This is a genomic window from Streptomyces sp. Q2 (assembly GCF_056820935.1).
Genome location: NZ_JBXEJE010000009.1, coordinates 184,176 through 209,048, shown reverse-complemented (window position 1 = coordinate 209,048; position 24,873 = coordinate 184,176). Strand labels below are relative to the sequence as shown.

Genomic DNA, 24,873 nt, shown 5'->3' with positions numbered 1-24,873 from the left:
GGGAGTGAACCCACATGGGTATGAAGGACAAGTTCCAGGACAAGTCGGAGCAGTGGCAGGACCAGGCCAAGCAGAAGGCGCAGCAGGCCCGTGAGAAGGGCCAGGAGCGTCAGCAGGGCCAGGAGCGCGGCCGCCCGGGGCAGGACCCCATGCACCCGATGCGTGAGCGCGGCGACGAGGAGAGCGAGCGTCTGCGCCGCGAAGAAGAGGAGCGCTTCAGCCAGGACTTCGACGCCTGACGCCGCACGCTGAACAGGAGGGGTGCCCCCGCTCGGGGCACCCCTCCTGCCACGCTCGCCCGGTCAGCGCGGCGGGAGTCTCGGCCGTGACCGGTTCGGGACGTTCGAGTAGTTTGGCGGTGTGGCCGGGGCGTTGGTCTCCAGGAGGTCCAGGGCCAGTCTGACCGCGTCGTCCAACTGCGCGTGCCTGCCCTCCGCCCAGTCCAGCGGGGTGCGCAGGATCTCCAGGTCGGGGATGACGCCGTGGTTCTCCACGGACCAGCCGTAGGCGTCGAACCAGGCCGCGTTCATCGGCACGGTGATCACCGTGCCGTCGCCCAGCTGGTGGCGGCCGGTCATGCCGACCACTCCGCCCCAGGTGCGCTGACCCACCACCGGGCCGAGTCCGAGCAGCTTGAACGCCGCCGTGATCATGTCGCCGTCCGAGGAGGTCGCCTCGTCGGCGAGGGCGACCACCGGCCCGCGCGGGGCGCTCGAGGCGTACGACACCGGCTGGGCGTCCCGGGTCAGGTCCCAGCCGAGGATGGTGCGCGTCAGTTTCTCCACGACCAGCTCGCTGATGTGGCCGCCCGCGTTGCCGCGTACGTCCACGATCAGGGCGGGCCGGGACACCTCCATGCGCAGGTCCCGGTTGAACTGGGCCCAGCCCGAGCCGCCCATGTCGGGGATGTGCAGATAGCCGCAGCGACCGCCGCTCAACTCCCGTACGACGGCCCGGCGTTTGGTCACCCAGTCCTGGTAGCGCAGGGGCCGTTCGTCGAGGAGCGGGACGACCGCCACGCGACGCGCCCGTCCCTCCCCCTCCGCCGGGGTGAACGTCAGCTCCACCGTCGTACCGCCCGAGCCCGCGAGCAGCGGGTACGGTCCCGTCACCGGGTCCACCGGCCGGCCGTCCACGTGGGTGAGCACCGCGCCCTCCCGGATGCCGGTGCCGGCCAGCGGTGAACGCGCCTTGGAGTCCGAGGAGTCGCCGGGCAGGATCCGGCTGACCGTCCAACCGTCGTCGCGCCGGACGAGGTTGGCGCCGAGCAGGCCCTGGCGGCGCTGGTAGTGCGGCGGGCCCTCGTTGCGGCGGGCGGCGGAGACGTAGGCGTGGGAGGTGCCGAGTTCGCCGAGCACCTCGCGCAGCAGGTCCGCGAACTCGTCGGGGGACGCGACCCGTTCGACCAGCGGGCGGTACTGGTCGAGCACCGCGTCCCAGTCGATGCCGCACATGCCGGGTTCCCAGAAGTAGGCCCGGATGAGCCGGCCGGCCTCGTCGTACGCCTGGCGCCACTCGGCGGCCGGGTCGACCTGGTGCAGGATGCGGCGGGCGTCGATCCAGACCGTCGAGTCGCCGTCGCCGATCTCGTTGGACGGCACCGCCCGCAGGTCGCCCTCGTCCACGACGACCAGCCGTGAGCCGTCGCCGCTGACCGCGAACCAGTCCAGGTGCTCGACGAGTTCGGACTTCTTCGCCTTGGTGATGTTGAAGTACTCGAGGGTCGGCCGGCCGCTGGTGTCGTCCGGGTTGGCGAACGTCTCGCCGAGTGCCCCGGAGATCGGCCAGCGCAGCCACACCAGTCCGCCGCCCGCGACCGGATACAGCGCCGAGTACTTGGAGGCGGTGACCGGGAAGGGCGTCACCCGGCTCTCCAGGCCCTCGACCTCGACGATCACCGTGCCGTCGCCGTCACCGCCCTCGTCCTCGACCGGGTCCAGGCCCCCGGCGGCCGGCCGGCCCTCCGGGTTCAGCGCGAAGGGGGAGGGGGTGGCGGAGGACAGGGGGACCAGGTACGGGCGGCAGCCCAGCGGGAAGGACAGGTCACCGGTGTGCACGTCGTAGACGGGGTCGAAACCACGCCACGACAGGAACGCGAGATAGCGGCCGTCCCTCGTGAACACCGGGTTCTCGTCCTCGAAGCGGCCGTTGGTGACGTCGACGATCAACCGGTCCTTCATCCGCGCCATCTTGATCTGCCGCAGCGTCCGCCCGATCCCCGGGTGCGACCACGTCAGCCAGGCCCCGTCCGGGGAGAAGGCGAGGTCGCGCACCGGCCCGTTGATGGAGCGGACGAGTTCGGTCACCTCGCCGGTGGAGTCCTCCGTCGCGTCGATGAGCAGCAGCCGTCCGTCGTGCGAGGCGATGGCGAGGCGCTCGCCCTGCGGGTCCGAGACCAGCTCCAGCACCCGCCCCAGTTCGCCCGAGGCCAGCCGCCGTGGCTCACGGTCCCCGGTCGCCCTCGGGAGGTGGGCGACCTCGATCGCGTCCTCGCCCTCGGCGTCCGTCACGTACGCGACCTGGCCGACCGAGCCGAGCATCTCCGGGAGCCGGACCCGTACGCCCGGGGTGTCCGTGATCGTGCGGGCCGGGCCGTCGCGGTGGGTCAGCCAGTACAGGCTGCCGCGGACGACGACCGCGCTCGCGCGGCCCGTCTCGTCGACCGAGATGCCGTCCACGTGCTGGGCCGCCGGGACCGGGTACCTGCGGCGGCCGGCGCGCGGGCCGCTCAGCCGGACGTCGAGGCGGCGGGGCGCCGCGTCCGCGGCGAGGTCGTCGACGATCCACAGGTCGCCCGCGCACTGGTACACCACCCGGGTGCCGTCGCTCGCCGCGTGCCGGGCGTAGAAGGCGTCGTGGTCGGTGTGGCGGCGCAGGTCGGAGCCGTCGTAGGCGCAGGAGTAGAGGTTGCCGACGCCCTCGTGGTCGGAGAGGAAGGCGATCCGGCCGCCGACGAACATGGGGGAGTGGAGGTGGCCCGGCAGGTCGGCCAGCAGCCGCTCGCCGTGCAGCCACAGCCTCCCCGTCGCCCCGCCCCGGTAGCGCTTCCAGGCGGCCGGTTCGTGCGGCGGGGTGCCGGTCAGGAGCAGGGTCCTGCGCTCGCCGTCGAGGTCGGCGGCCTGGATGTCGGAGACCGGGCCCCAGGGGAGCTTGCGACCGGGGTCGCCGTCGGGGTGGACCTTGTACGCCCAGGTGAAGTAGGAGAAGGGCTCGCCGTGTGAGGCGACGGCGAGAATGGCGCCCTCGGGGGTCCAGCCGCAGACCTGGGTGTCGGCGGAGCCCCAGTGGGTGAGCTGCCGGCCCGGCCCGCCGTCCACCGGCATCAGATGGATCTCCGGGACCAGACTCCGCCAGCTCGTGTACGCGAGATGGCGGCCGTCGGGCGAGAACCGGGGGTGGCCGATCTTGGTGCGGTCGACGGTGAGCCGCCAGGCGCGGCCGGGGCCGTCGAGGGGGGCCAGCCAGAGGTCGTCCTCGGACACGAAGCACAGCAGTTCGCCGCTCAGATGCGGAAGGCGCAGATAGCTCACCTCCCCATGCTTTTCCCGGGGATGGACCAGGGCAACTTATGGAAAACACGCACGGGTCGACCGGGCGTGAGCAGCGACACGAACGAAACAGTTTCGTTTCGCTTGAGAGTGCGCTACATTCGTCACGTACGAAACCGTGTCGTTCGGAGCCGGGAAAGGTGAGAGCCATGACTGAAGTCGCAACGGTGCGCCGCAGTCGGATCACGCCCGAGCGCGAGGCCGAGCTGTACACGGCCGTGCTCGACCTGCTCCGGGAAGTCGGCTACGACGCCCTCACCATGGACGCCGTCGCCACCCGTACGCGATCCAGCAAGGCGACTCTGTACCGCCAGTGGGGCGGCAAGCCCGAACTGGTCGTCAAGGCCATGCGGCACAGCAAGCCTGGCAGCATCGGCGAGGTCGACACCGGATCCCTGCGGGGCGACTTCCACACCCTCGTGGCACGCGAGGACGACTGCACCATGGAGCGCAACTCCGACCTGATGCGGGCGCTGGCCATGGCGGCGCACTCGAACCCGGATCTCATGCGGGCGCTCAAGGAGCTGCTCGTCGAACCGGAGATGGGTGAATTCCGCAAGGTCATGCAGCGCGCGGTGGACCGCGGTGAGGTACGGGCCGACTGCCCGGCCCGCGAGTACGTCGTGCACATGATGGTCGGCGCCTTCGCCACCCGCACGCTGATCGACGAGCTGCCACCCACGCAGGAATTCCTTCGTTCGTACATCGACGCCGTGGTCCTCCCCGCCCTCGGCGTCACCGTTCCCTAGCAATTCCCCACAGCTGGACCCCACCTGACGTAACCGCTCACGTCGTCGGGCTGATGACCCCTGCCCTGAAACACCACGACCTGACCGGGAGTACGCCTTCGTGGCCACGTTCCTCTACAAACTCGGCCGGCTCGCCTTCCGGCGACGGCATTTCGTCGCCCTGATATGGGTCGCCCTGCTGACGCTCGCCGGCGTCGGCGCGGCCAGCGCCCCGGCCGCCGGATCCACCTCCTTCTCCATCCCCGGCACCGAGGCACAGAAGGCCTTCGACCTGCTGGAGCAGCGTTTCCCGGGCGCCAGCGCCGACGGCGGGACCGGACGCATCGTCTTCAAGGCGCCCGAGGGCGAGAAGATGACGGACGCCGACAACAAGGCGACCGTCGAGAAGACCGTCAAGGAACTGGGCGACGGTTCCGAGGTCGTCTCCGTCACCGACCCGTTCACCACGAACGCCGTCAGCAGGGACGGCACGGTCGCCTACACGTCCGTGAAGTACGACGCCCCCGGCATGGAGCTGAAGGACACGACCCGCGACGCCCTCGAGGCGGCCGCGGACGAGGCCCGGGCCACCGGGCTGACCGTCGACGTCGGAGGCGACGCCCTGCAGGCCGCGGCCGAGCCGGGGGCGATCGGTGAGGCCGTCGGTCTCGCCATCGCCGCCGTCGTCCTCGTCCTCACCCTGGGCTCGCTGGTGGCGGCCGGACTGCCGCTGCTCACGGCGATCATCGGCGTCGGCATCGGCGTCTCCACCATCACCGCCCTCGCCAACGCGCTCGACCTCGGCGACACCACCTCCACGCTCGCGTTGATGATCGGCCTCGCGGTCGGCATCGACTACGCGCTGTTCATCGTCTCCCGCTACCGGGGCGAGCTGGCCGAGGGCCGTGACCGCGAGGAGGCGGCAGGCCGGGCCACCGGCACCGCCGGCTCCGCGGTGGTCTTCGCGGGCCTCACGGTCGTCATCGCACTGGCGGGCCTCTCGGTCGTCGGCGTTCCGATGCTGACCAAGATGGGCCTCGCGGCGGCGGGCACCGTCGTGGTGGCCGTCCTCATCGCGCTGACCATGATCCCGGCGCTGCTCGGATACGCGGGCGGCAAGGTCCGCCCGACGGGCGAGAAGCGCAAGCGGCGCGGCGCCGGCACGTCCGAGGCGCCCGCGAAGTCCCAGGCGCAGGTCAAGTCCCAGGCGCAGGCCAAGCCCGGCATGGGCACCCGCTGGGCGAGCTTCGTCATCCGCCGTCCGGTCGCCGTGCTGCTGCTCGGCGTGGTCGGACTCGGCGCGATCGCCGTTCCGGCCACCCAGCTGGAGCTGGGCCTGCCCGACGACGGCTCGCAGCCGACGTCCACCACCCAGCGCCGGGCCTACGACCTGCTGTCCGAGGGCTTCGGCCCCGGCTTCAACGGCCCCCTGATGATCGTGGTCGACGCCAAGGACAGCGACGACCCCAAGACGGCGGCCACCACGGTCACCGACGGGATCAAGGGCCTCAAGGACGTCGTGACGGTCACCCCGGCCGCGTTCAACAAGACCGGCGACACGGCGACGATCACCGTGATCCCGGACTCCAAGCCGTCCTCGGTACAGACCGAGGACCTGGTGCACTCCATCCGCGACCAGGGCACCGGCATCCAGGCCGACACGGGCGCGAAGGTCCTGGTCACCGGCACCACCGCGATGAACATCGACTTCTCGCAGAAGCTCACCGACGCGCTGATCCCGTACCTGGCCCTGGTGGTCGGCCTCGCCTTCCTGCTCCTCATCGTGATCTTCCGCTCGATCCTGGTCCCGCTGAAGGCCGCCCTCGGCTTCCTGCTCAGCGTGCTCGCCGCGCTCGGTGCCGTGGTCGCGGTCTTCCAGTGGGGCTGGCTCGGCGGCCTGATCGGCGTCGAGGAGACCGGTCCGATCATGTCGATGATGCCGATCTTCATGGTCGGCGTGGTCTTCGGCCTCGCGATGGACTACGAGGTGTTCCTCGTGACCCGCATGCGGGAGGCGTACGTCCACGGCGAGTCGCCGAGCCAGTCCATCGTGACCGGCTTCCGGCACAGTGCCCGGGTCGTGGCCGCCGCCGCGGTCATCATGATGGCGGTCTTCGGCGGCTTCATCAGCTCCAGCGAGTCGATGATCAAGATGATCGGCTTCGGTCTGGCGATCGCGGTGTTCTTCGACGCGTTCGTCGTCCGCATGGCGATCGTCCCGGCGGTGCTCGCGCTCCTCGGCAAGAAGGCCTGGTGGCTGCCGAAGTGGCTGGACCGCGCCCTGCCGAACGTGGACGTCGAGGGCGAGAGCCTGCGTACGCCGGACGACGTCAAGGACGCGGATCCGGACGAGGACCGGGAGCTGGTGCGCGTCTGACGCGTCTCGCTTCCGCTGCTTGACCAGCCGGTGAGGGCTCCGTGAGGACGGGGCGTCCTCACCGGCTTTCCTCGTCTCGGCCCAGCGGGGTGTCGAGGAGCTCGGTCAGGGTGCGCTTGAAGTCGTCGGTCCGCCGGTCGTCCAGCCCGCCGAGCGGGGTGAGCAACTGGTCCAGCAGCACCTGTACGGCGTCGATGGCGGGCCGCACGGCTCTACGGCCCTCGTCGGTGAGCGCCAGGCGCACGACCCGCGTGTCCTCGGCATCCCGGGTACGCCGGACCAGCTCGCCCGCCTCCAGCGACCGCGCCAGCTTCGACACGTACAGCGCCTCCAGCCCCGTGTAGTCGGCGAGCTCCCGCTGACTCGGCTGCCGGCCCGACCGCTCCATCCCGCTCAGCGAGGCCAGCAGGACGTACTGGGCATGGGTCAGGTTCAGGGGTGCGAGGGCCTGATCGACCGCGGTACGCCACTTGTTGGCCAGGCGCCAGACGAGGTAGCCGGGGGTGGGGGAGGGGGGCTTCGGTGCGGGGGCCTTCGGTGCGTCGCTCACGGCGGATACGGTACATGGCTACTGTCTGCGGACTGCGGACTGCGGACTGCGGACTGCTGACTGTGGACTGCGGACTGGCTGCCGTCTACGGGCTGGTCCCGCGTCCGAGATAGGTGACGCTCGGATCGGCGTCCGGCACCGCGATCTCATGGAAGCCAAGGCGGTCGTAGAAGGCCCGGGCGGGGGTGTTCGCGGTGAGCATGGAAAGGTGCACGGCCGGTACGGCCTTCTTGTGCAGGGCGTCGAGGAAGGTCCGCATCAGGGCCCGTCCGTAGCCCCGCCCCTGCCAGTCGGCAAGCAGGTCGATGTGGAGATGGGCCGGGTAGGCGGCGACCTCCGGGACGAGCATGCGCTCGGGGTGATGCAGGAGGGGGATGATCTCGTCGTCGGGAGTGCGGGGCGGGGCTTTCGGCTCGGGGTACCGACCGGCCACCGACGGCAGCCACTTCGCCCGGAAGTCCTCGACGAAGCGGGGCGTGTCCGCGGTGCCGAGGACGTACCCGACGGCTTGTCCGTGGCCGTCGTCCAGCACGAAGGCCAGCTCCGGCTCCAGGTGGACGTACGGCGCCGCGAAGATCGCCGGGAAGACGTCGGGGTCGGCGTAGTGGGGACGGCTGTCCTGGCCGACGTGGGCGGTGCGGACGCAGATGTCGTCCAGGGCAGGGCGGTCGGTGGGGCGGTAGGGACGAATCCCGGGTGCGGACGCCGGTGGGGGTGCGGGTGCCGAAGTCATCGTCGTAATCTGCTTGTTCGGGAGGGCTTCCGCAACCGTCTCCGGCGCACGAGCCGTTCGAGCATCCGGCCCCTCCCCGCCGCCCCCATCCCCCCAACAGGGCTGTCCCGCCTGGGTTCGGGGCATCAGCCGCGCCCGTCCATCACCACGAAAGGCCTCCGACATGCAGCGTTACGTGCTCACCGGTACTCCCGGCGCCGGCAAGACCTCGATCCTGCGGGGCCTGGCCGAGCTCGGCTACGCGGTCGTGGAGGAGGCGGCGACCGCGGTCATCGCACGGGCGCAGGCTCGCGGGGAGGCGGAGCCGTGGACGCGGGCGGGCTTTGTCGACGAGGTCGTCGAGCTGCAGAGGGAGCGGCAGTTGGAAGGCCCTGCCACAGACCCTTCGACGGGCCCCGCCCCGAGCACGGTCCAGGTCTTCGACCGGTCGCCGGTCTGCACCCACGCGCTGGCCAACTACCTGGGGCGGCCGGTGTCCCGGGCGCTGACGGCGGAGATCGAGCGGATCACGGCCGGGGAGATCTACGAGCGCCAGGTGCTCTTCGTTCGCAACCTGGGCTTCTGCGAGCCCACCAGTGCCCGGCGGATCAGCTTCGAGGAGTCACTCGTGTTCGAGGAGTTCCACGAGCGGAGCTACCGTGCGTTCGGCTACGAACTCCTCGACATCCCCGCCGGCGACCTGGCACACCGTGTGGCAGCGGTCCGTTCGGTGATCTCCGGGCCCGCCGGAGGAGCTTGAAGCGGCTTCGTGGAGCAGACGGAGGCCTGGTGACGACGGCCGTAACCCGGTCGCATGCCCCGTACACCCACCGCTAGCGTGCCGGGTATGACGACGACCGACACTGACGGCTCCGAAGCCCACCCCCGTTTCGCCGCGGCCCTGCGCGAGCTCGGCCTCGACGAACTGCGGCCCCGCGTCCGGCGTTTCCCGGACGCCACGCGTACCGCCGCCGAGGCCGCGGCGGCGCTCGGGTGCGAGTTGAGCGAGATCTGCAAGTCGTTGATCTTCGCGGCGGACGGCGTGCCGGTGCTGGTGCTGATGGACGGTTCCTCCCGGGTCGACCTCGACAGGGTCCGGGAGGCGCTCGGCGCCGAAAAGGTCACCCGGGCCAAGGCCGACGTCGTACGGGAGACGACGGGATACGCGATCGGGGGCGTGCCGCCCTTCGGGCACCGGACCCGGACGCGGGTCCTCGCCGACCGCTCCCTCCTCGACCACGACACCGTGTGGGCCGCGGCCGGCACCCCGTACACCGTCTTCCCCATGCGGCCCAAGGAACTTGTCGCCCACGCCGGTGCCACCCTGGTGGACGTGCGCGAGCGCACCTCATGACCCCGCTGGTGACCGCGGCCGTGCTGCTGGCCGCGGTCACCCACGCCAGCTGGAACGCCATCGCGCATCAAATCACCGACAAACTGGTCGGATTCACGCTGATCGCGGGCGGCGGGTCGCTGATCGGGCTGGCGATGATGCCGTTCGTGCCGGTCCCGGCGGCCGGGGCGTGGCCGTACCTGATCGTCTCGGCGGTCATCCACCTCGCCTACTACGTGCTGCTGATGAAGTCCTTCCGGCTGGGCGACTTCGGCCAGGCGTACCCGATCGCGCGCGGCACCGCCCCGCTGGTGGTCACCCTGCTCGCCGCCGTCTTCGCCCACGAGGTGCCGGACGGGTGGGCGGCGGCGGGCATCGCCCTGTCCTGCGCGGGGCTGACCGGCGTCGCCCTGTGGGGGCTGCGCGGCCGTCGGCCCAACTGGGCCGCGATCAACGCGGCGCTGGCGACCGGCCTGACCATCGCCGCGTACACCGTCGTCGACGGGCTGGGTGTCAGGACCTCCGGATCGTCCCTCGGCTACATCGCCTGGCTGATGGCGGTGGAGGGCGTGGCGATCCCGGCGTACGCGCTCTACCGGTGGCGCGGGCAGTTCGTCACCGTCCTACGGCCCTTCGCGGGCGTCGGGCTGCTGGGCGCGGCCCTCTCCGTGGCGGCGTACGGGCTCGTCCTGTGGGCCCAGACCAGGGCCGAACTGGCGCCGATCGCCGCCCTGCGCGAGTCCTCGATCATCGTGGGCGCGGCGATCGGTGCCGTGTTCTTCAAGGAGAGGTTCGGCGCCCCGCGCATCGCCGCGGCGGGGCTGCTGGTGATCGGGATCGGGCTGATGCTGCACGCCGGGTAGACGTCGGGGCCGCACCCCGCCGCGTCCGCCGGGGGAGGGCTTACGGCCGTACCGCCACCGGAGGCAGTGCTTCTACGGCCGTACCGCCACCGGAGGCAGTGCTCCTACGGCTGTACCGCCACCGCGGGCGGTAGCAATCACGGCCGCACGGCCACCGCGTCCACTTCGAACAGCATCCCGGGCAGCGCGAGCGAGGCGACGCCGCTCAGTGTCTGTGCCGGCAGCCGGTCGCCGAAGCGGGTGTGCAGTGCCTTGCCGAGGGTTTCCAGCTTGGCGAGGTCGTGGTCGACGATGAACGTGCCGAGCCGGACGACGTGTTCGAAGCCGAGTCCCACTCCCGCCAGGGCGGACCGCAGCCGGTCGAAGGCCAGGTCGACCTGTGCGGCGAAGTCGCCGGGCACGGGGGCGCCGGTGGCGTCAGAGGCGTACTGGCCGCCGATGAAGACGGTCTCGCCGGGCGCGGAGACGGCGTGGCTGTAGCCGAACGGCGTGGGGTCGTGCAGGGCGGGCGGGTTGGTGATGGTGCGCTGGTCGGGCGTCATGCCTGTGCGAACGTCCCGTGAGGGGCGGCCCATTCCGGGCTCCGGGGGCGGCTCCTCAGGCCGTGCGTCCGTGCCTTTGGAGGAGCACCCTGGAAGCAGATGTTCCGGAGGTGATCGTCATGATGCACACCGCTGTGGGTTGGCATGTCGAACTGGAGTTCCGGGAGGACGATCAGCACACGCGGGCGGTCGCGATGGTCCGGCTGCCCGACGGTTCCGAGGTACGCGCGCAAGGGCACGCGAGCCGCCACCACACCGACGCGAACCAGCCGAGGGTGGGGGAGGAGGTCGCGGGCGCGCGGGCCCTGAACGAGCTCGCCATGCGCCTGCTGACCAAAGCCCACGACGAGATCGACGAGGCGTCCGGCCGGACGTCCCACTCGATCAACGTCTGAGGGGTTACGCCTGTACGACGCTCCGCACCGCCCTGACCAGCGCCTGCGCCCGCGGATCCGCCGTCACGGTCTTGCGGAAGCCGTTCGTCACATAGCCGAGGGCGACGCCGGTCTCCGGGTCGGCGAAGCCGAGGGAGCCGCCTCGGCCCGGGTGGCCGAACGAACCCGGGCCGAGGAGGGGCGACGCGCTGCCGTGCAGCATGTAGCCGAGGCCGAAGCGGGTGTTCACGACCAGGACGCGGTCCGGTCCCGCCGACTCCTCGCCGCGGGCCGCCTCCATGGTGGCCGGGTCGAAGAGGCGTACGCCGTCGACCTCGCCGATCAGGGCGGCGTAGAAGCGGGCCAGCCCGTCGGCGGTCGCGATGCCGTTGGTCGCGGGCAGCGCGGCCGCCCGGTACGCCGGGTCGTTCTGGTCGGGGAAGGGGGTGACCGCGGCGAAGGCCCGGCGGGTGAGGGAGCCGGGATCGTCGTAGGCCGCGGTGACCGTGGGCTTGGGGCGAAGGCGCAGGCCCGTCCCCGTGGCGGGTTCCGGCGTCTCGATCCGGCCCACCCGGCCGGTCCGTCCCGTGGCCTCCTCCGCCCGCGGCAGCCCGAGCCACAGGTCGGCGCCGAGCGGGCCGGCGATCTGAGCCGCGATCCACTCGCCGGCCCACCGGCCCGTCACGCGCCGCACGAGTTCGTCGAGCATCCAGCCGTACGTCAGCGCGTGGTAGCCGTGGTCGGTGCCCGGTTCCCAGACCGGTGTCTGCGCGGCGACCGCCTCGGCGCCCCGCGCCGGGTCCAGCGCCTGGGCCGGGGTGAGCGGGTGGTCGAGGACCGGGAGGCCGGACCGGTGGTTCAGCACGTGCCTGACCAGCACCCGTTCCTTGCCGCGCGCCTTGAACTGCGGCCAGTACTCGCCCAGCGGCGCGTCCAGGTCGAGGAGCCCGCGCTGGTGCAGCAGCAGCGGTACGGCGGCGGCGACGCCCTTGGTCGCCGAGCGCACGATCTGCGCGGTGCCGCGGTGCCAGGGCTCGGTCCCGTCGATGTCCCTGGTGCCGGCCCACAGGTCGACGACCCTGCGCCCGTCCCGGTAGACGGCGACCGCCGCGCCCCGGTCCCCGAGCACCTCGAAGTTCCTCGCGAACGCTTCCCTGACCGGCTCGAAGCCCTCGGCGACTGTGCCGTTCACGTCCACGTGCGTACTCCTCGTCCGGCTGTTCGGGTCTCCCCCTCAGCCAAGCAGGATCGTCACGTCGATGTTCCCGCGGGTCGCGTTCGAGTACGGGCAGACCTCGTGCGCCGCGTCCACCAGCTTCGCCGCGACGTCCGCGTCGAGGACCGGGAGCGAGACGCTGAGGGCGACCGCGAGACCGTAGCCGCGGTGCTGGTTGGGGCCGATGCCGACCTTCGCGGCGACCGTGGAACCGGACAGGTCGTAGCCGGAGCGGCGGCCGACCATCACCAGCGCGTTGTGGAAGCAGGAGCTGTAGCCGGCCGCGAACAGCTGCTCGGGGTTGGTGCCGTTGCCGTCCCCGCCGAGTTCCGGCGGCATCGCGACCTTCAGCTCGATCTGCCCGTCCTGACTGGTGACATAGCCGTCCCGGCCGCCGTGCGCGGTGGCCTCGGCGACATAGGCGATCTTCGTCGGACGGGTGTCGACGGAGACGGCGGCACTTTCGACGGTCTCTTCGATCACAGCGGAACCTCCCCCAGCAGATGCATCGTGCACAAGGTACCGGCCGGTAGCCATGCCTTCCACGGCCGGGGGGAGGCAACCGCGGGTAACCCGATGTCAGCGGGGGGTGCCGACGGGGGATGTCAGCGGGCGCGCTCGGCCGCGGCCTCCGCCCGGCCCGCCAGCCGCCACAACTCCTCGCGCAACCGCGCGACTTCCGCGTCGTCGAGCTCCGTGGCCGTGAACAGGGCGCCCGGCACCCGTGCCGCGCGCTCCCTGAGTTCCTCGCCGCGCCCCGTGCACGCGACCAGCACCGAGCGCTCGTCGCTCACCGCGCGCTCCCGGCGCACGAGCCCCGCGCTCTCCAGCCGCTTCAGCAACGGCGACACCGTGCCGTAGTCGAGGCGCAGCGCACCCGCCAGTTCCTTGATCGTGATCTCGCCGCGCTCCCACAGCACCAGCAGCACCAGGTACTGCGGGTAGGTGAGGCCGAGGTCCTCCAGAAGCGGCCGGTACGCGGCCGTCACCGCGCGCTGGGCGGCGTACAGCGCGAAACACAGCTGGTCGTCCAGCAGCAGCGAGCCCTCGGCACCGGCGTCCTCTTGGTTCGTCACGCGCCCATTGTCACGGACGGCCCTCGGGCACCGGCGCCGGACGCGGATCGAAACCGAACGGCAACTCCAGCCGGTGGGCGCGCATCAGCTCGTCGTCGGCCAGGAGCTCCGCGGTCTTCCCGTCGGCGGCGATCGTGCCGTCGCTCAGGATCAGGGAGCGCGGGCACAGCTCCAGGGCGTACGGCAGGTCGTGCGTGACCATCAGGACGGTCACGTCCAACGACCGCAGAATGTCGGCCAGTTCACGGCGGGAGGCGGGGTCGAGGTTGGAGGAGGGCTCGTCCAGGACGAGGATCTCCGGCTCCATCGCCAGCACCGTCGCGACCGCCACCCGGCGCCGCTGCCCGAAGGAGAGGTGGTGCGGGGGCCGGTCGGCGAAGTCCTGCATGCCGACCCGCTCCAGGGCCGTACGCACGCGGTGTTCCAGCTCGGGCCCCTTCAGTCCGGCCGCCGCCGGCCCGAACGCCACGTCCTCGCGCACGCTCGGCATGAAGAGCTGGTCGTCCGGGTCCTGGAAGACGATGCCGACCCGGCGCCGGATCTCGGCCATGTGCTGCTTGCCGACGGGCAGGCCGGCGACCTTCACGGTGCCGGTGCCGCCGCTCAGGATGCCGTTGAGGTGCAGCACCAGGGTCGTCTTGCCGGCGCCGTTCGGTCCGAGCAGCGCGACCCGCTCGCCGCGCGCGATGGCGAAGTCCACGCCGAACAGCGCCTGGTGTCCGTCGGGGTAGGCGAAGGCGAGGCCGGAGACCTCGAGGGAAGCGGTCACAGGGTCCATCCCAGCAGACATACGACGAGGGCGGCGAACGGGAGGGTCAGGGCGTACGACCACTGCGCCCGGGACGCGGTCACCTCGTCGATGACCGGCATCGAACCGGCGTACCCGCGGCTGACCATGGCCAGGTGCACGCGCTCGCCGCGTTCGTAGGAGCGGATGAACAGGGCCCCGGCGGACTTCGCGAGGACGCCCCAGTGCCGGACGCCGCTCGCCTCGAAGCCCCGTGACTCCCGGGCGATCCGCATCCGCCGCATCTCGTCCGTGATGACGTCGCCGTACCGGATCATGAAGGAGGCGATCTGCACGAGCAGCGGCGGAAGCTTCAGCCGCTGCAGTCCCAGCAGGAGTTCGCGCAGTTCGGTCGTGGAGGCGAGGAGCACGGACGCGGCGACGCCGAGGGTGCCCTTGGCGAGCACGTTCCAGGCGCCCCACAGGCCGCTCACGCTCAGCTGCAGGCCCAGCACCTCGACCCGCTCGCCCTCCGCCACGAACGGCATCAGCACCGCGAAGGCGACGAACGGCACCTCGATCAGCAGCCGCTTGAGCAGGAAACCGGCGGGCACGCGGGCCGCGTACGCGACGCAGGCCAGGAGTACGGCGTACAGGCCGAAGGCCCACATCACCTCCCGCGGGGTCGACACCACGACCAGCACGAAGGCGAAGGTCGCCGCGAGCTTGGTGTGCGGTGGCAGGGCGTGCACGGGCGAGTGCCCGTGGCGGTAGAGCTTGTGCGCGTGTCCGGCGCCCATGTCAGACGCTCGTGCTCGCGGGAGAGACGTCCTCGCCGGTACGCCGCCTGCGCACCGCCCAGAACACCGTGCTGCCCGCGACGACCGTGACACCGACGCCGATCACGCCGGCGAGGCCGCCGGACAGGCGGGCGTCGTCGACGTCCTTGACGCCGTAGTCGGCGAGCGGTGAGTCCGCGTTCGCGTGCTTCTCGGTCTTCGCGTCGATGCCCTTGTCGGCGGCGACCTTCTCCAGGCCGTCGGGGTTCGCGGAGGCGTAGAAGCTGACGAACCCGGCCAGGACGAGGGAGGCGACCAGGCCGGCGATCCACACCGCGCGGTGGGAGCGGGCGGCGACGGGCGCCGGTTCCGCCGCCGGCACGTCGACCAGCTCGCCGTTCACCCGCAGCCTGAGCTTCTGCTGGAGGCCGCGGGCGCCGTACACGAGGTCCGGGCGTACGGCGACGACGGCGCCGACGGTCAGCGCGGTGATCGCCGCCTCGCCGAGGCCGATGAGGACGTGCACGCCGATCATGGCGGTGGCGACCTTGCCGATGGAGACGTCGGTGGTGCCGCCGAGCCAGTAGACGAAGGTGAAGGCGAGGGCCGCGGCCGGCACGGAGAGGAGGGCGGCGACGAAGGAGGCGACGGTGAGGGAACGCCGCTTGCGGGGCAGCACCTTCACCAGCCCGCGGAAGACGGCGTAGGCCACGACCGTGGTGACGATCGCCATGTCCGTGATGTTCACGCCGAGCGCGGTCAGGCCGCCGTCCGCGAACAGGATGCCCTGCATGAGCAGGACCACGGAGACGCAGAGGACCCCGGTGTAGGGGCCGACGAGGATCGCCGCGAGCGCACCGCCCAGCAGATGTCCGCTGGTCCCCGCGGCGACGGGGAAGTTCAGCATCTGCACGGCGAAGATGAACGCGGCCACCAGGCCGGCCAGCGGGGCGGTGCGTTCGTCGAGTTCGCGGCGCGCGCCGCGCAGGCTCACCGCGACGGCGGCCGCGGCGACCGCGCCGGTCGCTACCGAGATGGGGGCGTCGATGAATCCGTCAGGCACATGCACCGTTCGATGATAGTGGCTTGTTGCGAACCTTTTGCAAGAGAGATGGTCGACGAACAGCCACGGGTGCTCACGAGCAAGCCATACGGCCCCAGGGGCGGAATCCGGGAAATATGCGACGCTGGAGAAGCAGTGGATGCACAGATTCCGCACAGGTTGCGCAGCGTGAGAGGCCCGTCACGATGTCTGTAGTCGAACAGTACGCGCGAGCCCACATCGTTTCGGACGCGGACATCGTCGAGGACGAGGCGGTCCCGGTGATCCTGCGCTACGACCCCGAGACCGACCCGCGCTCGGTACGCGTCGGTCTGCCGAGCACCCACGACGAGTGGACCTTCTCGCGCTCACTCCTCGAACAGGGCCTGCGCGCCCCGGTCGGCAGCGGAGAGGTCCGCGTGTGGCCGTGCGGGCGGGTGCAGGCCGTGCTCGAGTTCCACTCCGCGCACGGCGTCTCGGTGGTGCAGTTCGAGACGAAGGCGCTGCTGAGGTTCCTGCGCCGGACGTACCTGGCGACACCGGTGGGACGCGGGGAGTCAGCCGCCCAGCTTCAGCAGTGACGCCACGATCGGCCCCGCCGTGTCGCCGCCGTGCCCGCCGGACTGGACGACGCCCGCGGCCGCCAGGTCGCCCCGGTACGCGGTGAACCAGCCGTTCGGCTTCTTCTGGCCGTCGACCTCCGCCGAGCCCGTCTTCGCACCGACGTTCCCGGTGACCCCGGACATCGCCTCGGCCGCCGTGCCGTAGGCCGCCGTGTACGCCATCAGCTCCCGCAGCTGGGAGACGGTGCCCGCGGACATCGTGCGCGAGGCCGTCGCCACAGTGCGGTCGTCGACCGACGGGGACACCAGGTAGGGCTGCTTGAAGGTGCCGGACTCGACCGTCGCCGACACCGACGCCATGTTCAGCGGGTTCATCCGGACCCCGCCCTGCCCGATGAGCGAGGCCGCCATCTGGGCCGCGCTCTGCACCGGCACCGAGCCGTCGAAGGACGGCACCCCGATGGCCCAGTTGTTCAGCCCCAGGCCGAAGACCTGCTGGGCCTGCTTGGTCAGGTCGTCGTTCTCCAGGTCGGGCGCCTGGCTGATGAAGGCGGTGTTGCAGGAGCGGGCGAAACTCGCCTTGAAGGTGCCGCCCTTGATCTGGAACTTGTCGTCGTTCTGGAACTTCCAGCCGCCGTACGTGAAGTACTTCGGGCAGGGGTGCGCCTTGTCCGCCGACGCCAGCCCCTTGTCGATCAGCAGCGAGGAGGTGATGACCTTCATCGTGGAGCCCGGAGCGAGGGAGCCCTGGAAGGCGGTGTTGAAGCCGTGGGAGGCGTTCGCGACGGCGAGGATCTCCCCGGTGGAGGGCCGCATCACGACGACCGACGACCGCGCCTTCTTCGCCACCTGCGCCTCGGCCGCCGCCTGGAGCCTCGGGTTCAGGGTCGTCTTCACGGTGCCCGGCGTGCCCTTGCTCAGCTCCAGCAGGGTCTTGTCGGACGCCTTCGACGACTTCGCGGACTTGCCGCGGATCACCCGGAGCTCGACACCCGCCTTGCCGCCGGCCGTCTTGCCGTACTTCTCACGCAGACCGTCCAGGACCGTGCCCAGCGACGGGTACCTGGCCTCGGTCAGCTCGCCGCCGTCCCGGTCGAAGGCCTTGACCGGCGGGGTCCCGGACTCGCCGGTGACCAGGGTGTCGCCGTCCTGGAGGTCCGGGTGGAGGACGGCGGAGTGCCAGTCGACGATCGGCTTCCCGTCGCCGCTGCCGCGGACGACGGTGAGCGCGCTGTCGTACGCCAGCGGCTTCTCGATGCCCTTGTACGACACCGTGCCCTTCACGGAGAAGGGCACCTTGTCGCCGGTGCGGGTGCCCGCGGTGAGCGTGACGCCCTTGATGTGGGCGTCCTTGGTGTAGCCGGTCAGCAGGGCGGTGGCCGACTTCGCGTCGTCCGTGGCGGCCGCCGCGGCGGGCACCTTGCCCTGCTGCCAGGCCGTGAGGAACCTCTGCGCGGCGGTGGTGACCTCGGTCGCCGACAGTGGGCCGGACGGGATGTCCTTCGCCTTGTCCTCGGCGGAGGAGGACGTCGGCTGGGTGCGGTCGTCGGCCGCGGCCCCGCCGCCGTAGAGCGCGTAGACGCCGAAGCCGGCGCCGCCGACCACCACGGCGATCATCCCGCCGATCACGGCGGGCTTGGTCTTCCGTCGCTCGGCGACGCGTCTTCTGTTACCCACAGCCTTCGATCCTCCGCACGATCCCCAGGGTCCCCGTTGCCCTCATTCACCTCAACGACGACCCCACACTAGAGTCCCGACCCATGGGGATGACTTCAGCCGGCAGCTCGTAGCACAGCTGCGACAATCGGACCGGCCGCGTCGCCGCCGTGTCCGCCCTCCTCCGTCATGGCCGCCGCGGACACGTCGTTGCGGAAGCCGGTGAACCAGCTGTTGGACACGGCCTGCCCGTCGACCTCGGCGGAACCGGTCTTCGCGCCGATGTCGCCGCCGAGCCCGGCCATCGCCTTCTGGGCGGTGCCCTGGGTCGCGGTCAGCCGCATCATCTGCTTCAGCTGGGAGGCGGTGTTGTACGGCAGCCCCTTGGCGGTGGCCAGTTGCCGGTCGTCGAGCCGGGGCGACACCAGGTAGGGCTGGCGGAAGTCGCCGGTGATGGCGGTGGCCGTCACGGACGCCATGTTCAGCGGGTTCATCTGGACCTGGCCCTGGCCGATGGCGGCCGCCGCGCGGTCCGGGCCGCCGGAGGCGGGGACGCTGCCGTCGAAGGAGACGACACCGGTCTTCCAGTCCAGGCCGATCCCGAAGCGCGTCTGGGCCTCCGTGGTCAGTGACTCGTCGGTGAGCGGCTTCTCGTCGATGAGCTTGACGAAGGCGGTGTTGCAGGACCGCAGGAAGCTGTTGGCGAGCGTGGCGTTCTCGTTGGGCTCCATGCCCGTGAGGTTCTTGAAGGTCTGGCTCTGCCACACCGCCGTGTTCTCGCAGGGCGCCGGGCCGTTCATCGAGGTCACGCCGTTGTCTATGAGCATCGCGGCGGTGATGATCTTCATGGTGGAACCGGGCGCGACGGTGCCTTCGAAGGCCGCGTTGAACGCGTCCTTGCGGTTGTTGGCCACCGCCAGCACCTCACCCGTGCTGGGCTTGACGGCGACGACCGACGACTGGGCGTACAGCTTCACCGCCTTCTCCGCCGCGGCCTGCGCGGTCGCGCTGAGCGTGGTCTCCAGCTTGCCCGGCTTGCCCTCGACGAGAGTCAGCAGCGGGGTGTCGGCGGCGCCCTCGCCGGCGTGCCGGATCACCAGTTCGACTCCGGGGGTGCCGCCGGCCTTGTCGCCGTACTTGCCGCGCAGCGCGTCCAGGATCGGCCCGAGGGACGGGTACTTCTTCTCCGTCAGCTCGTTCCCGTTCCGGTCGACGGCCTCGATCGGCGGGTTCGCGGACTCCTCGGTGACCAGGGTGTCGTCCCGCCGCAGCTCGGGGTGGATCACGGACGGCTGCCAGTCGACCAGCGCCCGCCCGGTGGTGACCCCGCGCACCACGGTCAGCTCGCTCTTGTACGTCAGCGGCTTCGACTTCCCGTCGTAGGCCACCTTCGCCTTCACCGTGTACGGCACGGTGGCACCGGACGCCGTACCAGGAGTGATCTTCACCTCGCCGATGTGGGCGGTCCCGGCGTACGCCGTCAGCAGCGCCTCGGCCGCCGTGGCGTTGTTCGTGTACGCCGCCGCGTCCACCGCGTCGCCCTTCGCCCAGGCAGCGAAGAACTTGCCGGTCGTCTCCTTCACCTCGTCCGCACTCGGCGGCCCGCTCTTGACCGCCGCCGGACCTGCCGCACTCGTGCCGCTGCCGCTGCCCCCGTCGCCGTTCAGCGCGGACAGGACGTTGTACGCCCCGTACGCCGCGCCGCCGACCATCACGGCGAACACGCCGCCGATGACAGCGGTCTTGACCCCCTTGCCCACTGGGCTTCCCCTCCCCGTTGCGCCTTCCACGCATCTTCTGAACGCGTTCAGAAAGGCTCCTGATCGCTCGCACTCTATGCGGAAGCCGTGACGGCTGTAACGGGTGTTTCGCTTTTGTTGAGCGAATCTGTGGGAACACGTGGCCGAATAGCGCGATGCCCTACTTCTGAGTACGGCTACTCATGTGGGCCCTCCCGCGCCTCCTCCAAGCTGGTCCCACCGACCAAGGGGGAGTCAATCGTGCGCAAGAACATCCTGGGCCTCGCACTGGCCGTCACGACCGCCGCCGTCCTGCTGACGGGTTGCTCGACACAGGACGCGACCTGCGGCGGCGGCGAGTACGGCGTCCTCGCCGTGGGCAGCACCGGCAGCGCCTGCGTCCCCGACGACCAGGACCCGCCGACGGGGTACGCCCGCTACCCCGAGGGCAAAGAGCCCGAGCACGTCGGCGACAAGTGGGACGTGTACTGGGAGACCCACACCGTCGACGAGAACGGCAGGATCATCGAGGTCTCCGGCTAGCCGGACGCAGGTGCCGGCCGGCTAGACCCAGGTGTCCAGCCACATCCGGGACCGCCACTGGTCTATCGGGATCGCCGTGCCCGTGAACAACGGCCAGAAATAGATGAAGTTCCAGGCGATCAGCAGGACGAGGATGCCCGCGCCCGTGGCGCCCGCCACGCGGCGGGTGTCGCCGGCGCCGGGTGGGCCGATGATGGCGCCGAGGAGCATCGCGACGGCCAGGCAGAGGAACGGGACGAAGACGATCGTGTAGAAGAAGAAGATCGTGCGGTCCTGGTAGAGGAACCAGGGCAGGTAGCCGGCCGCGATACCGCAGGCGATCGCGCCGGCCCGCCAGTCGCGGCGGAAGAACCAGCGCCACAGGACGTACAGGATCGCGAAGCAGCCCACCCACCACAGCAGCGGTGTGCCGATCGCCAGCACTTCGCGGGCGCACTTCTCGCCCGCGTCGGCGGGGCAGCCGTCCTTGCCGGGCGCGGGGGACTCGTAGAAGTACGAGACGGGGCGGCCGGTGACGATCCAGCTCCACGGGTTGGACTGGTAGGTGTGGGGCGAGGAGAGGTTGATGTTGAACTTGTAGACCTCGTGCTCGTAGTGCCACAGGCTGAGCCACCAGTCCGGGAAGAGCCACGACCAGCTGCTGCCCCTGCCGTCGGCCGCCGCCCAGTTGCGGTAGTAGCCGCCGGTGCCGTCCGTGGGGGAGAGGATCCAGCCGGTCCACGAGACGATGTACGTGGCGATGGCGACGGGCACGGTGGCCAGGAACGCGAACCCGAGGTCGTGCTTGAGCACCGCCTCGTACGGGCGGCCCGCGCCGGCGACCCTGCGGGAGCCGACGTCCCACAGCACCGTCAGCACGCAGAAGAAGACGAGGACGTACAGGCCGTTCCACTTGGTGCCGATGGCCAGGCCCATCATCAGGCCCGCCAGCCAGCGCCAGGGGCGCCACCCGAAGCGGAGCGTCTCCGCGATGTGCGCGTCGGGGCGGACCCGGCCGTCGGCGTCGGCCGGGAGCGCGGCGGCGAGTTTCTCGCGCACTCTGTCGCGGTCGATCACCAGGCAGCCGAACGCGGCCAGGACGAAGAACATCAGCACGCCGTCGAGCAGCGAGGTGCGGGCCATCACGAACGCCAGGCCGTCCACCGCCATCAGCGCGCCGGCCAGGCAGCCGAGGAACGTGGAGCGGAACAGCCGGCGGCCGATCCGGCACAGCATCAGGATCGCCAGGGTGCCGAGCAGGGCGGTCATGAACCGCCAGCCGAAGGGGTTGAACCCGAAGATCAGCTCCCCGAGTCCGATGACGTACTTGCCGACCGGCGGGTGCACCACGTACGCCGGGTCCGTCGGGACCGGGACGTTCCCGTTGTTCGACAGGATCAGGTTGTTGACGTTCTTGTCCCAGTTGACCTCGAAGCCGCGGTGGACGAGCGCCCACGCGTCCTTCGCGTAGTACGTCTCGTCGAATATCACCGCCTTCGGGCTGCCCAGGTTCCAGAACCGGATGATGCCCGCGAACAGCGTCACCAGCAGCGGACCGCCCCAGGCGGACCAGCGGCCGATCCGCCCGGCGAACTCCTTGGACACCCCGAGGACCTGCCACAACCGCGGGCTCGGCTCGACGTAGGGCGGCACCAGGCGATCGCGGACATCGCTTCTGGGCCCCGCCGCATAACCGAAGCGGCGCAGCCGCTGCTGCCACGACGGCCGCTGGTCCTGGTGGGCCTGCTCCTGCCGGGTGTCCATGGAGGACGCGGTACTGGTCACCGCGCCATCGTAGGGAACGGCGCTGTGTGAGTCCCGTGCTTGGGCCCCTGCGAGGATGGAAACGTGACAGTTACGCCCGGAACCCTGGTCCTTGCCGGTACTCCCATCGGCGACATCTCCGACGCCCCGCCCCGGCTCGCCGAGGAACTGGCCGGCGCCGACGTCGTCGCCGCCGAGGACACCCGGCGACTGCGGCGGCTGACGCAGGCGCTGGGCGTGACGCCCAAGGGGAGGGTCGTCTCCTACTTCGAGGGCAACGAAGCCGCCCGCACGCCCGAGCTGGTCGAGGCGCTGGTGGGCGGGGCGCGGGTGCTGCTGGTGACCGACGCGGGCATGCCGTCCGTGTCCGACCCCGGCTACCGGCTCGTCGCCGCCGCCGTCGAGAAGGACATCCGGGTCACCGCCGTGCCGGGGCCGTCCGCCGTGCTCACCGCGCTCGCGCTGTCGGGGCTGCCCGTCGACCGGTTCTGCTTCGAGGGGTTCCTGCCGCGTAAGGCGGGCGAACGGCTGTCCCGGCTGCGGGAGGTGGCCGAGGAGCGACGCACCCTCGTCTACTTCGAGGCCCCGCACCGGCTCGACGACACCCTCGCCGCGATGGCCGAGGTGTTCGGCGCCGACCGGCGGGCCGCCGTCTGCCGGGAGCTGACCAAGACGTACGAGGAGGTCAGGCGCGGCGGGCTGGGCGAGCTGGCGGCGTGGGCGGCGGAGGGCGTACGCGGGGAGATCACCGTCGTCGTGGAGGGGGCGCCGGAACGCGGCCCCGAGGAACTGGACGCCACGGAGCTGGTGCGGCGGGTGCGGGTGCGCGAGGAGGCGGGGGAGCGGCGCAAGGAGGCGATCGCCGCGGTGGCCGCCGAGGCGGGACTGCCCAAGCGGCAGGTGTTCGACGCGGTGGTGGCGGCGAAGAACGCGGGGGCGTGAGCGGCGGGGAACGCGGGGGTGTGAGGGGTGGGGAACGTGGGGCGGGAGCGCCGACGCGGGGGCGTGCGCACGATGAACAAAGGGGCGCAAGCGAGGGCGCACGGCCTGGTGTGTGCGCCCGGCGTACGCATCCTGTGAGCTGGCGCACACGCCCCCTGAGCAGGGCGTATCTCCTCTGAGCGGGCGCCCCATGCGTGCGCAAAGAGTCGGCGTGGAAGGCAAAGCCGGAAGGCGGTCAACGGGGCGGTTAGGCAAGGAACGCCCAAATCGCCGCCAACACTCGACAGGCTTGCTGCGTTCATGCGGGTGGAGGCGTCCACTGAGTCGAGGGACTCATCCGTCCCTGGATCCAGCGGACAACAGGAGCTGGCATGAGTGAGATCGCAGGGCAGACCGGACTCCGCGCCGGTGCCACGGCAGTCGTCCACGAGTCGTATTCCTTCGCCTGCATGCGCTGCGGGCACGGGTGGGAGCAGTCGTACGAGATAGAGCACCACGTGGACGCCGACGACCACGAGTTCGTGCTCTACGTGGTGAACGGCCAGGTCGTGCCCTCCCCGCTCTCGCGGCCCACGTGCACCAACTGCGACAACCACGTCGTCCGGATCATGCGGCCGGGCCGGGTCGCGTCGGCCCGTGACGCGGCGCACCGGCAGCACCGCACGCCGCCCGCCGGTCCGGTGGAGGCACCGCCGGCCGACGCCGAGGGCCGGCGGACGGAGAACGGGGAGACCCGGGACAACGGAGAGCCCGGGGAGCACCACCACTGGCACCTGGCCGATCTCCTGCACCCGTTCCAGCGCAAGGCGAGCTGATCCACACCGGCACCGGCGACGGCATGCCCCTTTCGTAGGATCGGGGCATGCCTTCGAACGCCGCCGACAAGAACGCCGCCCCGCCGCTCCCGGAACCCCTGCGCGTACCGGTCGCCGACTCCCACACCCACCTCGACATGCAGTCGGGGACCGTGGAGGAGGCGCTCGCCAAAGCCGCGGAGGTGGGCGTGACCACGGTCGTGCAGGTCGGCTGCGACGTGGCCGGCTCGCGGTGGGCCGCCGAGACGGCCGAACGGTACGACGCCGTCCACGCGACCGTCGCCCTGCACCCCAACGAGGCCCCGCGGATCGTCCACGGCGACCCCGACGGCTGGTCCCGGCAGGGCGCGCGCACCCCCGGCGGCGACGCGGGCCTCGACGAGGCGCTCGCCGAGATCGACCGGCTGGCCGGGCTGCCCCAGGTCAAGGGCGTCGGCGAGACGGGCCTCGACTACTTCCGCACCGGCCCCGAGGGCAAGGAGGCGCAGGAGAAGTCCTTCCGCGCCCACATCGAGATCGCCAAGCGGCACGGCAAGGCCCTGGTCATCCACGACCGCGACGCCCACGCCGACGTCCTGCGCGTGCTGAAGGAGGAAGGCGCCCCCGAGCGCACCGTCTTCCACTGCTACTCCGGCGACGCCGAGATGGCGGAGATCTGCGCCGGCGCCGGATACTTCATGTCCTTCGCCGGCAACGTCACCTTCAAGAACGCGCAGAACCTGCGGGACGCCGTGGCCACCGCACCGGCGGAACTGCTCCTGGTGGAGACCGACGCGCCGTTCCTCACCCCGGTGCCGTACCGCGGACGGCCCAACGCCCCGTATCTCATTCCGGTCACGGTGCGCGCGATGGCCGCCGTGCGCGGCGTCGACGAGGACGCCCTGGCGTCGGCACTCGCCACCAACACGGCACGCGCGTTCGGCTACTGACCGCGACCGATCCGTTACCCACTCGCTCGAACGCGACTGTGGGTAGCCGCGTCGCTTTGGAGAGTGACGAACGCTC

At 71.2% G+C, this 24,873-nt stretch carries 25 protein-coding genes; 12 read left to right on the top strand and 13 right to left on the bottom strand.

The features are described from left to right. Positions 1–14 precede the first annotated feature (14 nt). Entirely contained in the window at positions 15–239 is a 225-nt protein-coding gene (locus tag ACWBNA_RS12455) for a hypothetical protein (RefSeq protein ID WP_482704357.1), read from the top strand. Between the two features lie 63 nt (positions 240–302). Here the strand turns inward: ACWBNA_RS12455 and ACWBNA_RS12450 are convergent, their stop codons facing one another. Then, the gene (locus tag ACWBNA_RS12450; RefSeq protein WP_482704356.1) at positions 303–3,530 is read right to left on the bottom strand and encodes a S41 family peptidase; all 3,228 of its coding nucleotides are present in this window, start codon (positions 3,528–3,530) and stop codon (positions 303–305) included. Between the two features lie 167 nt (positions 3,531–3,697). On the opposite strand from ACWBNA_RS12450, the gene ACWBNA_RS12445 reads away from it, so the two are divergent. Beyond that, positions 3,698–4,297, top strand: a complete 600-nt coding sequence (locus tag ACWBNA_RS12445; protein WP_482704355.1) for a TetR/AcrR family transcriptional regulator — start codon at positions 3,698–3,700, stop codon at positions 4,295–4,297. A 100-nt stretch (positions 4,298–4,397) separates the two neighbouring features. Then, positions 4,398–6,653 (top strand): MMPL family transporter, encoded by a 2,256-nt coding sequence (locus tag ACWBNA_RS12440; protein WP_482704354.1) that lies wholly within the window; start codon positions 4,398–4,400, stop codon positions 6,651–6,653. Between the two features lie 58 nt (positions 6,654–6,711). On the opposite strand, the gene ACWBNA_RS12435 is transcribed toward ACWBNA_RS12440, so the two are convergent. Then, positions 6,712–7,203 (bottom strand): MarR family winged helix-turn-helix transcriptional regulator, encoded by a 492-nt coding sequence (locus ACWBNA_RS12435; protein ID WP_482704353.1) that lies wholly within the window; start codon positions 7,201–7,203, stop codon positions 6,712–6,714. Positions 7,204–7,288: 85 nt separating this feature from the next. After that, positions 7,289–7,936 (bottom strand): GNAT family N-acetyltransferase, encoded by a 648-nt coding sequence (locus ACWBNA_RS12430; protein WP_482704352.1) that lies wholly within the window; start codon positions 7,934–7,936, stop codon positions 7,289–7,291. 163 nt (positions 7,937–8,099) lie between these two features. On the opposite strand from ACWBNA_RS12430, the gene ACWBNA_RS12425 reads away from it, so the two are divergent. Genes ACWBNA_RS12425 through ACWBNA_RS12415 form a run of 3 tightly spaced genes read left to right on the top strand, consistent with a single transcriptional unit; the run spans position 8,100 to position 10,111 of the window. Continuing rightward, complete coding sequence (locus tag ACWBNA_RS12425) at positions 8,100–8,675, top strand: ATP/GTP-binding protein (RefSeq protein WP_482704351.1); 576 nt, start codon at positions 8,100–8,102, stop codon at positions 8,673–8,675. A gap of 54 nt (positions 8,676–8,729) precedes the next feature. Further along, positions 8,730–9,269 carry a YbaK/EbsC family protein gene (locus ACWBNA_RS12420; RefSeq protein WP_482704350.1) on the top strand — a complete coding sequence of 180 codons (540 nt, stop codon included), beginning with the start codon at positions 8,730–8,732 and terminating at the stop codon, positions 9,267–9,269. Further along, the gene (locus ACWBNA_RS12415) at positions 9,266–10,111 is read left to right on the top strand and encodes an EamA family transporter (RefSeq protein WP_482704349.1); all 846 of its coding nucleotides are present in this window, start codon (positions 9,266–9,268) and stop codon (positions 10,109–10,111) included. The genes ACWBNA_RS12420 and ACWBNA_RS12415 overlap by 4 nt, the downstream gene beginning before the upstream one ends. A 137-nt stretch (positions 10,112–10,248) precedes the next feature. Here the strand turns inward: ACWBNA_RS12415 and ACWBNA_RS12410 are convergent, their stop codons facing one another. After that, positions 10,249–10,653, bottom strand: coding sequence for a RidA family protein (locus ACWBNA_RS12410; protein ID WP_482704348.1), 405 nt, complete (start codon positions 10,651–10,653; stop codon positions 10,249–10,251). A gap of 119 nt (positions 10,654–10,772) precedes the next feature. On the opposite strand from ACWBNA_RS12410, the gene ACWBNA_RS12405 reads away from it, so the two are divergent. After that, positions 10,773–11,048 carry a DUF1876 domain-containing protein gene (locus ACWBNA_RS12405; RefSeq protein WP_482704347.1) on the top strand — a complete coding sequence of 92 codons (276 nt, stop codon included), beginning with the start codon at positions 10,773–10,775 and terminating at the stop codon, positions 11,046–11,048. A gap of 4 nt (positions 11,049–11,052) precedes the next feature. Here the strand turns inward: ACWBNA_RS12405 and ACWBNA_RS12400 are convergent, their stop codons facing one another. The 6 genes from ACWBNA_RS12400 to ACWBNA_RS12375 all read right to left on the bottom strand — a co-directional run bounded on the left by ACWBNA_RS12400 (position 11,053) and on the right by ACWBNA_RS12375 (position 15,894). After that, entirely contained in the window at positions 11,053–12,225 is a 1,173-nt protein-coding gene (locus ACWBNA_RS12400; protein ID WP_482704346.1) for a serine hydrolase domain-containing protein, read from the bottom strand. 36 nt (positions 12,226–12,261) lie between these two features. Then, entirely contained in the window at positions 12,262–12,726 is a 465-nt protein-coding gene (locus ACWBNA_RS12395; RefSeq protein ID WP_482704345.1) for an organic hydroperoxide resistance protein, read from the bottom strand. A gap of 122 nt (positions 12,727–12,848) precedes the next feature. Next, positions 12,849–13,319: a MarR family winged helix-turn-helix transcriptional regulator gene (locus tag ACWBNA_RS12390; protein WP_482704344.1), complete on the bottom strand. Its 471-nt coding sequence runs from the start codon at positions 13,317–13,319 to the stop codon at positions 12,849–12,851. A gap of 10 nt (positions 13,320–13,329) precedes the next feature. Beyond that, positions 13,330–14,097: an energy-coupling factor ABC transporter ATP-binding protein gene (locus ACWBNA_RS12385; protein WP_482704342.1), complete on the bottom strand. Its 768-nt coding sequence runs from the start codon at positions 14,095–14,097 to the stop codon at positions 13,330–13,332. Then, the gene (cbiQ, locus tag ACWBNA_RS12380) at positions 14,085–14,846 is read right to left on the bottom strand and encodes a cobalt ECF transporter T component CbiQ (RefSeq protein WP_482704341.1); all 762 of its coding nucleotides are present in this window, start codon (positions 14,844–14,846) and stop codon (positions 14,085–14,087) included. Before cbiQ ends, ACWBNA_RS12385 begins: the two co-directional genes overlap by 13 nt. Position 14,847: 1 nt before the next feature. Next, the gene (locus tag ACWBNA_RS12375; protein ID WP_482704340.1) at positions 14,848–15,894 is read right to left on the bottom strand and encodes an energy-coupling factor ABC transporter permease; all 1,047 of its coding nucleotides are present in this window, start codon (positions 15,892–15,894) and stop codon (positions 14,848–14,850) included. A 179-nt stretch (positions 15,895–16,073) separates the two neighbouring features. Here ACWBNA_RS12375 and ACWBNA_RS12370 point away from each other — a divergent pair, with 179 nt between their 5' ends. Continuing rightward, a complete protein-coding gene (locus ACWBNA_RS12370; RefSeq protein ID WP_482704339.1) occupies positions 16,074–16,448 on the top strand; it encodes an SsgA family sporulation/cell division regulator in 375 nt (124 codons plus the stop codon). On the opposite strand, the gene ACWBNA_RS12365 is transcribed toward ACWBNA_RS12370, so the two are convergent. Together ACWBNA_RS12365 and ACWBNA_RS12360 are read right to left on the bottom strand one after the other, a co-directional pair. Continuing rightward, a complete protein-coding gene (locus ACWBNA_RS12365; protein WP_482704338.1) occupies positions 16,425–18,107 on the bottom strand; it encodes a penicillin-binding transpeptidase domain-containing protein in 1,683 nt (560 codons plus the stop codon). The genes ACWBNA_RS12370 and ACWBNA_RS12365 overlap by 24 nt on opposite strands. Before the next feature lie 95 nt (positions 18,108–18,202). Continuing rightward, positions 18,203–19,846: a penicillin-binding transpeptidase domain-containing protein gene (locus ACWBNA_RS12360; RefSeq protein WP_482704337.1), complete on the bottom strand. Its 1,644-nt coding sequence runs from the start codon at positions 19,844–19,846 to the stop codon at positions 18,203–18,205. 240 nt (positions 19,847–20,086) lie between these two features. Here ACWBNA_RS12360 and ACWBNA_RS12355 point away from each other — a divergent pair, with 240 nt between their 5' ends. Then, on the top strand, positions 20,087–20,368 hold the full coding sequence (locus ACWBNA_RS12355; RefSeq protein WP_482704336.1) for an SCO0607 family lipoprotein: 282 nt from the start codon (positions 20,087–20,089) through the stop codon (positions 20,366–20,368). 21 nt (positions 20,369–20,389) lie between these two features. Here ACWBNA_RS12355 and ACWBNA_RS12350 read toward each other — a convergent pair whose 3' ends face one another. Beyond that, positions 20,390–22,132 (bottom strand): dolichyl-phosphate-mannose--protein mannosyltransferase, encoded by a 1,743-nt coding sequence (locus ACWBNA_RS12350; protein ID WP_482704335.1) that lies wholly within the window; start codon positions 22,130–22,132, stop codon positions 20,390–20,392. A gap of 63 nt (positions 22,133–22,195) precedes the next feature. Between ACWBNA_RS12350 and rsmI the strand changes: the two genes are divergently transcribed. The 3 genes from rsmI (at position 22,196) to ACWBNA_RS12335 (ending at position 24,797) form a co-directional block, all read left to right on the top strand. Further along, on the top strand, positions 22,196–23,053 hold the full coding sequence (gene rsmI / locus ACWBNA_RS12345) for a 16S rRNA (cytidine(1402)-2'-O)-methyltransferase (RefSeq protein ID WP_482704334.1): 858 nt from the start codon (positions 22,196–22,198) through the stop codon (positions 23,051–23,053). Positions 23,054–23,424: 371 nt separating this feature from the next. Further along, complete coding sequence (locus ACWBNA_RS12340; RefSeq protein ID WP_482704333.1) at positions 23,425–23,868, top strand: hypothetical protein; 444 nt, start codon at positions 23,425–23,427, stop codon at positions 23,866–23,868. 47 nt (positions 23,869–23,915) lie between these two features. Further along, positions 23,916–24,797: a TatD family hydrolase gene (locus ACWBNA_RS12335; RefSeq protein WP_482704332.1), complete on the top strand. Its 882-nt coding sequence runs from the start codon at positions 23,916–23,918 to the stop codon at positions 24,795–24,797. Positions 24,798–24,873 lie beyond the last annotated feature (76 nt).

Bases quoted from the DNA above. Each gene is read 5' to 3' on its own strand.
- cbiQ (WP_482704341.1), bottom strand. From the start codon at position 14,846: ATGGGCGCCGGACACGCGCACAAGCTCTACCGCCACGGGCACTCGCCC.
- ACWBNA_RS12445 (WP_482704355.1), top strand. From the start codon at position 3,698: ATGACTGAAGTCGCAACGGTGCGCCGCAGTCGGATCACGCCCGAGCGC.
- ACWBNA_RS12370 (WP_482704339.1), top strand. From the start codon at position 16,074: ATGTCTGTAGTCGAACAGTACGCGCGAGCCCACATCGTTTCGGACGCG.
- ACWBNA_RS12405 (WP_482704347.1), top strand. From the start codon at position 10,773: ATGATGCACACCGCTGTGGGTTGGCATGTCGAACTGGAGTTCCGGGAG.
- ACWBNA_RS12335 (WP_482704332.1), top strand. From the start codon at position 23,916: ATGCCTTCGAACGCCGCCGACAAGAACGCCGCCCCGCCGCTCCCGGAA.
- ACWBNA_RS12430 (WP_482704352.1), bottom strand. From the start codon at position 7,936: ATGACTTCGGCACCCGCACCCCCACCGGCGTCCGCACCCGGGATTCGT.
- ACWBNA_RS12425 (WP_482704351.1), top strand. From the start codon at position 8,100: ATGCAGCGTTACGTGCTCACCGGTACTCCCGGCGCCGGCAAGACCTCG.
- ACWBNA_RS12410 (WP_482704348.1), bottom strand. From the start codon at position 10,653: ATGACGCCCGACCAGCGCACCATCACCAACCCGCCCGCCCTGCACGAC.
- ACWBNA_RS12415 (WP_482704349.1), top strand. From the start codon at position 9,266: ATGACCCCGCTGGTGACCGCGGCCGTGCTGCTGGCCGCGGTCACCCAC.
- ACWBNA_RS12455 (WP_482704357.1), top strand. From the start codon at position 15: ATGGGTATGAAGGACAAGTTCCAGGACAAGTCGGAGCAGTGGCAGGAC.
- ACWBNA_RS12385 (WP_482704342.1), bottom strand. From the start codon at position 14,097: ATGGACCCTGTGACCGCTTCCCTCGAGGTCTCCGGCCTCGCCTTCGCC.
- ACWBNA_RS12420 (WP_482704350.1), top strand. From the start codon at position 8,730: ATGCCCCGTACACCCACCGCTAGCGTGCCGGGTATGACGACGACCGAC.
- ACWBNA_RS12340 (WP_482704333.1), top strand. From the start codon at position 23,425: ATGAGTGAGATCGCAGGGCAGACCGGACTCCGCGCCGGTGCCACGGCA.